Annotated in this window: 8 protein-coding genes; 5 read left to right on the plus strand and 3 right to left on the minus strand. The window is 57.9% G+C overall.

Translation table 11 applies throughout. The annotated features are described in order from the left end of the window. The 4 genes from ACW9JE_RS24185 to ACW9JE_RS24200 all read left to right on the plus strand — a co-directional run. Positions 1-482: hypothetical protein (locus tag ACW9JE_RS24185; protein WP_457434169.1), on the plus strand; the 482-nt coding region annotated here is incomplete at its 5' end. 105 nt (positions 483-587) lie between these two features. Further along, positions 588-3,473 (plus strand): hypothetical protein, encoded by a 2,886-nt coding sequence (locus tag ACW9JE_RS24190; protein WP_457434170.1) that lies wholly within the window; start codon positions 588-590, stop codon positions 3,471-3,473. Positions 3,474-3,524: 51 nt separating this feature from the next. Then, complete coding sequence (locus ACW9JE_RS24195; protein WP_457434171.1) at positions 3,525-7,403, plus strand: sugar-binding protein; 3,879 nt, start codon at positions 3,525-3,527, stop codon at positions 7,401-7,403. Between the two features lie 29 nt (positions 7,404-7,432). Next, complete coding sequence (locus ACW9JE_RS24200; protein ID WP_224538588.1) at positions 7,433-8,281, plus strand: RHS repeat-associated core domain-containing protein; 849 nt, start codon at positions 7,433-7,435, stop codon at positions 8,279-8,281. A 9-nt stretch (positions 8,282-8,290) separates the two neighbouring features. On the opposite strand, the gene ACW9JE_RS24205 is transcribed toward ACW9JE_RS24200, so the two are convergent. The 3 genes from ACW9JE_RS24205 to ACW9JE_RS24215 all read right to left on the minus strand — a co-directional run bounded on the left by ACW9JE_RS24205 (position 8,291) and on the right by ACW9JE_RS24215 (position 9,816). Continuing rightward, positions 8,291-8,965 (minus strand): response regulator, encoded by a 675-nt coding sequence (locus tag ACW9JE_RS24205; RefSeq protein ID WP_224538589.1) that lies wholly within the window; start codon positions 8,963-8,965, stop codon positions 8,291-8,293. Positions 8,966-9,089: 124 nt separating this feature from the next. Next, complete coding sequence (locus tag ACW9JE_RS24210; RefSeq protein WP_457434172.1) at positions 9,090-9,377, minus strand: helix-turn-helix transcriptional regulator; 288 nt, start codon at positions 9,375-9,377, stop codon at positions 9,090-9,092. Between the two features lie 202 nt (positions 9,378-9,579). Beyond that, positions 9,580-9,816, minus strand: coding sequence for a hypothetical protein (locus ACW9JE_RS24215; RefSeq protein WP_224538592.1), 237 nt, complete (start codon positions 9,814-9,816; stop codon positions 9,580-9,582). 24 nt (positions 9,817-9,840) lie between these two features. Here ACW9JE_RS24215 and ACW9JE_RS24220 point away from each other — a divergent pair, with 24 nt between their 5' ends. Then, positions 9,841-11,028 carry a pyridoxal phosphate-dependent aminotransferase gene (locus tag ACW9JE_RS24220; protein ID WP_224538594.1) on the plus strand — a complete coding sequence of 396 codons (1,188 nt, stop codon included), beginning with the start codon at positions 9,841-9,843 and terminating at the stop codon, positions 11,026-11,028. The last annotated feature ends 72 nt before the right edge of the window (positions 11,029-11,100 follow it).

Below are 11,100 nucleotides of genomic sequence, written 5' to 3' on the forward strand. Positions count from 1 at the left end.
GTGATGGCAGCATTCCTCCGAGCGGTTCGGACTTGAAGAATGTTTATACCGCTCCACAAAGAGATCCGACGATGAAGGGTCGTTCATTTACCATCGATCAGGTCGTTGTACGTACGGCACAACACGTTCAGTCGAGCCCGGTTGTGGTGACGCATGGCATTCAAGGCCTGTCGATGTTCACCAGTTTTGAGGGGCTGCCCGCGGGGCAGGCGCAATATTCCGCGACCTTCAACAACGATGTGGTGCCTGCTGCCTGGAGTTTGTTCCCCGAGACCGGGGCAGGAACGATTGATGAGACCGGTTTATATACTCAAGATCCAGATAGTCACTACCAGTTTGTAATTATCATGGCAACTTTCTCTGCAGCGGGATACTTCATGGGCGATGCATTCCGCATTCAACCGTTCCCACTTGAGCCTCTGCCGTCCAAACCCGATCCAGAAGATCCACAACTTGGGCCGGATGGTATGCCGGATGCTTAATGGCCACTGATGCTGCCAAGTAAATAAGCACTGTTATCGAGCCTGCGTGAAGTTCGAGAAGGCTCTCCAATCGCGTCGATACTTTAAATGTCGAGGTTAACGATCATGGCCGGCAATTCACTTGCAAGTATTCTTGAAACAATGAAGCAGGGCGACATCATGAATCGCTGGGGCGCTATTGTAGCCTTTGATCATGTCCGCCTTAACAACGTGTTGCGGCAACAATGGCTGGAAGCCTATGACGGTTATAACTACCTTCCGGTATTTAGCGGCAAGGTCGATTTGACCCCTACCGGTTCCGAGTGGTGCGTCTTGCAAAATGTTCACTTGGGCAAACCGGAGATATCGTTCGAGCCATCCACTTTGCAAAACTCCACAGTGTTACTGACGATCGCTCTGTTAGCCGGCTCATTCACTGTTTTCGAACAAAATACCGGCATGCTGTACAGCTTTGACATCCACGAAGAACAGGGGCACACGCTGAAAATCAAGCTGGACCTTTCAATGGTGGTCGGCATTGTTGATCAGATGGGGCGCGTTACGCTGCAGTTGGGCGACGGTATCGACTTTTCCTGCGATTTGCCGGGGCCAGCCGCCAGCCAGAAGAAAGTCGGCGAATTGTTCAAGGAAAGTTTCAAGAAACTGCCCCTCGAACGTCGGATCCTGGAACTGGGTACGTTGAATCTGCAAGGTGGCAGCTCACTCAGCCCGAGCAATTTCATGATTTTGACGCAGCGCGAGCCAGGTGCGGAACAGCCCGGTGCAATGAATTCGAAAAATGGTGCGGTTCTTGTGATGGTGCAATTGCGTGGCGATGAGCTGGGTGGAGATATCCCGTCCGAAGAGCGTATCCCTTATCTGATTGCCAATGATTCGGTCAATGGCGTGCCCAGGTACTCTGCAGCCATGGTGCTGGCCCAGCGGTATATCCCGTACTCCGATGACGACAAACTTGCACTGATCCGCAGCGTACTGTTTCCGAAACGCAGAAACGTATTTGTCGAGGAATCACGACATACACCTCACGATATGTACATCGCCGGCAACGTCGAGCCAACGACTTCGTCCGTGACCATTGAGCCCTCGACCCATAGCGTCAAGGCCGGCGGCGCCCCAATTACGTACAAGGCCTATCGCAACGGCGCGTTGCTCAATGGCGTGGAGTGGACGGTCAGAAGTCTCAATACGATCAATTCCGTGGGCACGATCGATGCGAAAACCGGGGTCTATGCGCCGGTTTCCGCGGCACAGATCGGCCAGCAGTCGGTTCGCAACATCGTCACGGCAACCTGGACCGAGCCTGCCGAGGGGGAGAGGCCGGCTCAGGACCATCGTGTCTCGGCATTACTGTTGGTCAGCTCTCGACCCATGACCATCTCTCCCGGCTGCGTGCCACGCCCCGTGGGTGGAGAGTCGGTCGACTTTGTGGCAACGGCACTCAGCAGCAGTACCCTGACCTGGAAACAGCCTGCTTACGGCACGCTGGTCGCCAATGGCAATTCGGCGCGCTACACCCCGCCTGCGGAATACCCGCCGGAGCATGTCACGGTACAGCCGATCGAGGTGTCCGACCAGACCGGTGAAACCGTGGCGGGTTATGTGGTGCTGTCGAACTTCAAATCCACCATGACCATCGATCCGCCTTTTGTCAGCGATATCGCGCGCTCCGGCACCGTGCAGTTGACAGAAGAGTCCGGCGCGCCGGACGAACTCGAACGTCATTGGGAAGTTTTGGGTAATGCCGGCGGCACTGTGGTGGATGGCAAATACACGGCACCGGCGAACGGCGAAGATGAGTTTGTGGTGGTCAAGTGCGACATCCGCTTGAATGACGGATTTCTACTCCGAACCGGCTACAGCATCATCAAGCTCCAGAACTTCAATCAGGAAGACTCCTGGGACAAAATCATCGATTTCAAGCTGGAATCGGTGAGATCGGAGAAGCTTTACGATAACGGCTACCAACAGGCGACTCTGCGATGTGTCATTCAAACCAATGGGCGTCCGCTGACCGGTGACGAAGAAGCCACGGTGAAACTGCATTATGTGAACTCCAGACAAGCAGTCGCTGACGTCGCCCCGTTGCAGGATGGCATTCCATACGACCCTGCCAGAAAGTTGCTTTGGGCTCAGTCAACCACGTCCAACGGCTTCTTTCCTTTCCCCGGTAATTTCCAGAATGATGTCGACAGCAGTCCGTCAGCCGAACTGCCAAACAGGTTCCTGCGTCATCTGGTCACTCGCGATAAGGACCCGGTCGAGTTTTATGCCTCGGTCATGAGCCCCTATGGTTTGCAATTTGATTCGGACGTCACGCCTGGGCATGAGGATGGACGCATTACATTTGTCCCCGTGCCATCACCGAAAACCAGCCCCAGCAATTTCAGATTCGAACGCCGAAGGATTTCAGGTGGGGGAACGGGAGATACGGGAGATACGGAGAACGAAGAGGATTTCGACTTGTATATCAAAACGGTGGATTACTTTGGTTTATATGCAACCGTGGAAAACCGTGCCTTGACGTTTATGTTCATGGAGTTCATGAAGCCTGCGCCGGGCGGGAGGTCTCCTGTTTCAATAGTTGCCTGGGAAAGCCCTTTTGAAAACGAAAGCATGTTTTCTTTTACCGGTTTGGCATACAACAGCCCGAAAAAAAATGATGATCGTGAACTCATGCAGTTCGACTCCATCATTGAAAATAACCCGTTACTGAAACCAACACTGGATCATAAAGTACATGGTGGCGTGGCAGAAGGGCATCTGTTGATAAGCCTGTTTCGCCGCACGAATGTTCGGCAGGATGACTGGCGAGGGGTGCCGGGTAACAAGGACCTGCATCCTTTAAGCAAGGAGGCCGGAGTAAATACTTCATTGAAGTTGATTCTTACTGACAACGAAGGTCATCGACACGCACTCGCAATTACCTTCCGCGCCGGCAATCGCAATCGGTTCACCATTACTCCGCTTCCGGAACTCTTCAATAAAGTCTGATCGCGTTGCGTTCCATTGTTCATTTCATTTTCCTCCCTGGAGGTCATCGACATGAGTACTGTCACCGCCGAAAAAACCAATGTGCATTCCAACGCCTTCAACTTCAGAAGTTTCGTTGACACCGGTGTCGACAAACGCACCGGCATCTACACCGTGTCGCTGAAGTTGCACGAAGTGGAAGTCAACGATCTGCGCGGGCCCGTGGTGCCCCTGAGCCTTCATTTCAATCCTATGAGCTGGATCAATAACGGTTATGGCGAAGGCTGGCGCCTGGCGCAGACCCAGTATGTGCCAGCCACGCAGGTCATCACCACGCACACCGGCGAATCCTTCAAGGTGACGGGTACCGACCCTGCCGAGCCGGGCCGGATGACGATGAAAGAGCAGAAGATCGAGAGTTTCAAACTCTATGAACTGAGCGGCGACCCACAGGGTGACTACAAGGTTGTGTACGTCGACGGGACGGTGGAAATCCTCAAGCGCACCGGTACCCAGCCGCAGGAGGCGATCCCGGTGGTCATGTATTCGGCGACCGGGCACAAGGTGACCCTGAGCTATCAGGCTGCCGGGCAGGGCCGGATGCTCAGTGAGGTGCGCGACAGCCAGGGCCTGCTGGTGCAGGTGATACGTAATCTCACGGCCGGTACCGTGGAAATCAACCTCAAACCCACACAAGGCGTGCCGTTGGCGCAGTTCGCGTTGCACCTGGAAAGCGACCTGATGACTCGTATCACGCTTCCCACCTCAAACCGTGCTGGCTGGCGTTTCCTCTACGGCCTTGAGCGTGAGCAGCGCTGCATGAAGGAAGTGTGGAACCCGTTCGGTGGTCACGAAAGGATTGGCTACAACGACGGTGGCCACGAGTTTCCCGGCAGCGTGGACTATCTTGCGGTGCCGCGGGTGACCGACCATGTCATGGACCCGGGCGGCGGTCAGCCGCCGATCGTGATGAAGTACGCCTACAGCAACGACGGCAGCAACTTCCTGGGTTATGGCGCGCCCATCAACTTCACCGACGACGGCCTGGACAATCTCTACAAGGTGCTGGCCGCCTACACCTATCAGACCATCGAGCAATTGATGAACGGCGCCGCCGTGGTTCGCACCGTGACCCGCACCTTCAACCGCTTCCATCTGCTGGTGGAGGAGGAGACGGTCCAGGGCACCTATCGCCAGGCCACCACCACGACCTATTACGCGGACGACAAGCTGTCCTTCGACCAGCAGGTTCGCCAATGTCAGTTGCCTAAACAAACCGACACCCGCTGGGAAGACACGGCCGACCCTCGCAACTGGCGCATCGACACCGAGAAGAGTGAATACGACATCCACGGCAACCAGACCTTGAGCCAGCAGGCCAATGGCATCACCGAAACCACGTCGTATTACCCGGCAGCAGGCGAGGGCGCGGACTGCCCGCCTGACCCCTACGGTTTCGTCAAATACATGAAAGAGAAAACCGTGACCCCGGCCTCGGACCCGGCGCGGATACCGAATCTGGAGCCCGGCGCGCCTGTGCTGCGTACGCGCTATAAATACGTCGAAAAATCCCCCATCAGTAGCGCAACCACTGCCTGGGTGGCGCCGGCAGAAGAGTCCTTCCTGGAGGTGAGCGGCCAGAGCGAAACGCTGCTCGAACGCACGGTCACGGCCTACATCGACAACCCTGGCAACCCGCTGCTGCACGGCCAGATCGAGCGCACGGCGGTCACTCGCGGGGGGCGCACCACGTTCACCGATTTCGCCTACAGCAAGGTTGGCGCCACCTACCGCACCCTGGCTGATGCCGAGGTGTTGCGCACGGTGCAGACGGTGAGCACCGATTTTGATGCGGTCAGTAAACAGATCACCGAGGAAGTCTCGCTGTTCAACGCCTTGCCGGTGCTGACCACCGACAAGAACGTGCAGATCCGCACCACCTACGACGAGTTGGGCCGGGCGCTGACCGAGACCGTGGCCCCGGGCGATCCGCAGTTCGCCGCCACTCGCAGCTACAGCTATCGACTGATTCATCCGGCAGGACAGGGTGAAACCCCCGAGTCACAACCTGCGAGCCAGGTGGTGGAAAACGTCAAGGGCGTGAAGACCCGATCGGTGTTCGACGGGTTGAACCGGGCCATCGAGGAAGAACAGCAGGACGTCGACAATGCCGGCGGGCAGCCAGCGGTATACCGCAAGATTTACGCGGCCAGCTACAACACCCTCGGCCAGATGATCACGGAAACCGAGCACGACTGGCTGGAGAAAAAAGACCTGCCGCTGACCAGCACCTTCACCTATGACAACTGGGGTCAGCAGGACAGCATCACCGGCCCCGACGGGGTGAAGACCAACACCGTCAACGACCCGATCACCTTCACGAGTGAGGAATGGATCGAGGGCATGGGCAAAACGATCACCGTCAGCAACCGTTTCGAGAAGCCGGTGAGCGTCGAACGCCGCGATATCGCCGGCAAACGCATCAGCCTGCACACCTACAAATATGACGGGGTGGGTCGCACCCACTCTGAGAAGAACGCCGGCGGGTTCGAGACGCTCTACAAGTACGACGTCTACGATCGCATGACCGAAACCACCTTGCCGGATCGGGCCAAAGTGGCGCGTAGCTATGCGCTGCACAGCCGCAACGATCTGCCTGAGCTGATCAGTGTCAACGGCAGGAAACTGGGCACGCAGACCTTCGATGGCCTGGAGCGGATGATCGAGTCGGTCACCGGTGGTCGCGTCACCACCTACACCTTCGACACCAGCGACAGCGAGCCGGACGTGGTGACCCTGCCCAGCGGTGCGCAGATCCGCTACACCTACAATCACGTGCTGACGGCGGAACCCCAGACCCGCACCGCCATTTCCAGCCTGCCGGCGGTGAACGACATCGCGGCCACCTACAAATACGATCCGCTGAACGCCCGCTTGCTTGAATCCTCGGAGCAGGGCACGACGCTGGTGCGCACCTACAACAGCAACGGTGAAGTGGCCACCGAGGCGCGAGATGGCTACAACATGGCCTATCTGCACAGTCGCATGGGGCGGCTGGTGCGCTACACCGATGTTCTCGGCCAGATTCAGACGTATGAGTACGACGACGGTGGGCGACTGGCGACCACCGAACTCGGGGATGCCGGCAAACCCGGGCACGTCAAAAGTGAGTTCACCTACAACCTCCAGGGGCTTACCGAAAGCATCCATACCCAGGACACCGCCGGGCAACAGAACCTGACCATCAGCCTCGGCTACGACGACCATGGGCGCGAGACCTCACGGGTGTTCGACTTCGGCGCCACGGCAGAGCGCCTGAGCCAGGCCTGGAACGAGCTTGATCAGGTGGTGAGCCGGCAGTTGAACGAGAAGGCCGACGGCACCGGGGCGAGCCTGCGTGCCGAGACCTACGAGTACGAGATGCGCGGGCGACTGGAGTACTACACCTGCAGCGGACCGCTATCGCCGGTCGATCACGCGGGGAACATCATAGATTCCCAGGAGTTCTACTTCGATGACATCGACAACATCGAAGAAGTCCGAACCCGATTCCCGGGCGGGAGCAACACTGCCAAATACACCTACGTCAATGAAGACCCGGCGCAGTTGAGCGCGATCAGCAACTCCAATGCCGCCTACAAGGCGTTCGACATGACGGCTACCTACGACGACAACGGCAACATGGAAGCGGACTACAAATTCAGGATGACGTACGACACGCTGAACCGGTTGGAAACGGTCAGTGAACTGGGCGGCGGGGCGTCCAGGGGCTATGTCTATGACGGCGAGGATGCCTTGACCGGGGCCAATGGTGATGGCGTCAACGAGCGTGTCTTCTATCGCAATGATGAACCGGCGAACAGGGTCGACGGCGATCAGCGCACCACCTTCATGTATGGTAACGGACAGCCGCTGGCCCAGCGCGAGGACGGTGATGGCCCAAAGTCCTGATGCTGGCCGGGGACGACAAGAGCAGCGTGTTGTCCGAGGTCAGCGAGCAGGGGCGGGGGAATGTGGTTTATACGGCGTATGGGTTCGATGCGGGGGGAGAGAGTCGGATCGGGTTTAACGGGGAGTTGAAGGATTCGTTTAGCGGGCAGTATTTTTTGGGGAAGGGGTATCGGATGTTTGATCCGTTGGTGATGCGGTTCAAGAGCCCGGATGGGGTGGGATGGAGTCCGTTTGGGGCGGGGGGTATTAATCCGTATGCGTATGTTGAAGGTAATCCCGTCAAGTTTAAGGATTCGACGGGCCACGTACGTGGCTTGGCCCGTGGTTTGGTCCGTGTCATTGATCCGGATTTTGCCACCCGGAGTGCACCGGAGCTGGGACTGACGACAAAAGACTTTTCGCAGTATGATCCGGATTTGGCGGGTTGGTATGCGTATTCGGGACCACCAATGCAACGTTCTGGACGTAACGTGAATGCGGGTTCTGAAGTGGCAGCTCCCGCCCGGACCAAACCAGATACAAGTACAAAACGTCCGATTGCAATGTCCAGCCGTGGAGACGGAAATGCCACCGGTGTGCAAAACGCCGCCCCGCAAGCACAACAAAAAAGCGTGAGCGTCGAGCGCCCGATCAAGGATGTCCGTCCGGCAGAAATTGGGCCGAAACCTGGTCCATCCTCGAAATCTACACAGCCTTCAAAACCACCTACCGCAGTCAGACCCAAAACACTGGAAATTACACCTAACCCCAACTCAGCCGAGATACAAAGACTGGATGGGAAAATCAGAGAAATGAGAAATCAACGTCACCATTACATGGTCGATGAAAATCAAATTGCGAAATGGCTAGCTCGAATAGCGGAGTTACGTCAGTCGTAGTAATTGTTCTCATTCACCCAATCCACTAACCCGAGCAAACTCCACCAACCCACCGTCATGGCCAAGCCCCAACTTGTCCATGGCGGTGCGTTTCTGCCGGCTGATGGTTTTTTCACTCCGATTCAACTGCGCCGCAATCTGCCGCCCCGACATCCCCTGCACGAACAACCTCACCACCTCCAGTTCCCGCTCCGACAAACTCACCAAAGCAGCTTCATGGACTGCAGAGCTCAGCCCGTGGTTATTCAACATCCGCGCAAACCCCGGGCACAGATAAGGCTGACCCTTGGCCACCCGATTCACGGCGCGTTTAAGGTCGTTCAACGGGCTGCGCTTGTCGAATAAACCTCCAACGCCCTTGTTCAACAGCGCCCGCAGCAGCGAAGGGTTGCGCAGCATGGTCATCACGATCAACGGAACATGGGCGAAATGGCGCCTCACGTAACCCATTAACGCCAGACCATCGGGGAAATGTCCGTAGGGCATCGAATAGTCGCTGACCACCAGATCACAGGGTGTGCGGGTCATATGGTCGATGAGCTCATCGGCATCGCTGGCCAGCGCGACGATGGAACAGTTCGCAGCGGTGTCACGCAGCAGCATCTCCACGCCCTTGAGAACCACGGGGTGATCGTCCGCCAGGATGATGCGCAAAGGGTTGCCCGGGCGGACCCTGTGCGACACGGAGGTATCGTCACAGGCATCTGCGCGGGAGGGGTGGGAAGGTGTGGATTGCGGTGTTCGTTGCAGCGTCATACAGGGTCTCAACAGGGATCGATACTGCGCTGATCGCTGAAGAGAGGCTGGCTCAAGGGGATTGAATCAAGCCCTGTTCCAGCGCCTTGGCCATGGCGGCCCAGCGCGATCGCACGCCGAATTTGCGGCGGATGTTGCAAAAGTGGTAATTCACCCCGGCCTCGCTGCATTCGCAGATCTTGGCGATTTCCCAGGACGACTTGCCGGCCACGCCCCACTTGAGGATTTCCTTCTCCCTGATGGTCAGGGTGATGGCCTTGGGCGGCGGCGGGCTTTCGTGCAGTTCGAAGTTGACCTGGGTTGGCGATGATTGAACTGATGCGTCAATGGAGCGGTACATAAGTGGATCTCCCATTCATCATCATTGATGGCGTGGGCGCGACGGAATCTTCCTACTGCGTGATGGTGTGGTTCGCGCGACCGTCCTTCAGTCGCCGGTACGGCGCTGGAGGGACGGCTTCCTTATATCGCGATTCTCGAACCTTGGAACCTGTCACAAATTACAGGTGGCGAACTGTAATCAGGCAAATGGGAAATGGCTGTCAGCGGAAATACTGCTTGCCGTAGGATTCTTCTTCCTGAGGCGTAGTCTTGCGTTTCGCCGATAATTTTTTGAAAAGACGGATTTTTTTACCGGCCGTTAACGGCAGCAGCGATTGATGGCCACTGATAGAAATGTCAGGTGCATCGATTCCATCGGGCGTCCATCGATTTGGCCGTCCGTCGAATTGAAAGGCCGTACTGGCGCAATGACAGATTTCAGATAGGGTTGTGATCATGGAGCCCGCGCGACAGGAGAATACATGCGCTACTCAGCTTTGACCCAACGCATCGCCGGTGACGGTGCGGCCGCCTGGCAGATACACGATCGAGCGCTGGAACTGCGCGAGCAGGGCATCAATGTGCTGCTGCTGTCGATCGGCGATCCCGACTTCGATACACCCCAGCCCATCGTCCGCGCCGCCATCGACAGCCTGGAGGCGGGCGACACCCATTACCCGCCGGTGCGCGGCACCCAGGGCCTGCGCGACAGCATTGCCCGCAGTCACCGGCTGCGCAGCGGGCAGGCGGTGTCGGCGGAACATGTGGTGGTGTTTCCCGGTGCGCAGTGTGCGGTGTATTCGGTGGCGCAGTGTCTGCTCGATCCGGGCGACGAGGTGATCGTCGCCGAGCCGATGTACGTGACCTATGAAGGGGTGTTTGGCGCGATCGGCGCGAAGGTGGTGCCGGTGGCGGTACGTCCGGAAAACGCTTTCCGGGTCGATCCGCTGGATGTCGCGGCGCTGATCACCCCCAAGACCCGCGCCATTTTGCTCAACAGCCCGAACAACCCGACGGGGGCCAGTCTGCCGCTGGTGATCTGGCAGGAACTGGCGTCGCTCTGTGTGCGTTATGACCTGTGGTTGATCAGTGACGAGGTCTACAGCGATCTGCTTTACGAGGGCAAACACATCAGCCCCGCCAGCCTGCCGGGCATGGCCGAGCGCACGGCGACCATCAACAGTCTGTCCAAGTCCCATGCCATGAGCGGTTGGCGGGTGGGCTGGGTGATCGGGCCGAAGCGGCTGGCCGATCATCTGGATCATTTGTCGATGTGCATGCTGTTCGGCATTCCCGAGTTCATCCAGAAGGCTTCGCAGCTGGCGCTGGACCAGCAACTGCCGGAAGTGGCGATCATGCGCGAGGAGTATCGCCAGCGCCGGGACCTGGTGTGCAACAGCCTGAACCATTGCCCGGGATTGCGCGCGATCCGGCCGGATGGCGGGATGTTCGTGATGGTCGACGTGCGCCAGACCGGCCTCAGCGCCCAGCACTTTGCCGAGCGGCTGCTTGAGGGCTATGGGGTTTCGGTGCTGGCCGGCGAAGCCTTCGGGCCGAGTGCGGCGGGGCATATTCGGATCGGGTTGGTGGTGAGTCAGCTGCAACTGGCTGATGCCTGTCGGCGGATAGCGTTGTGTGCGACCGACATGCTCGAGGCGCGGCGGGCCTGAGAGATTGATGTTCTCTGTGCGGGCCCTTCGCGGGCAAGCCTCGCTCCTACAGAGGTACGCGGCGCTCATGTA

This window comes from Pseudomonas sp. SDO55104_S430 (assembly GCF_054070595.1).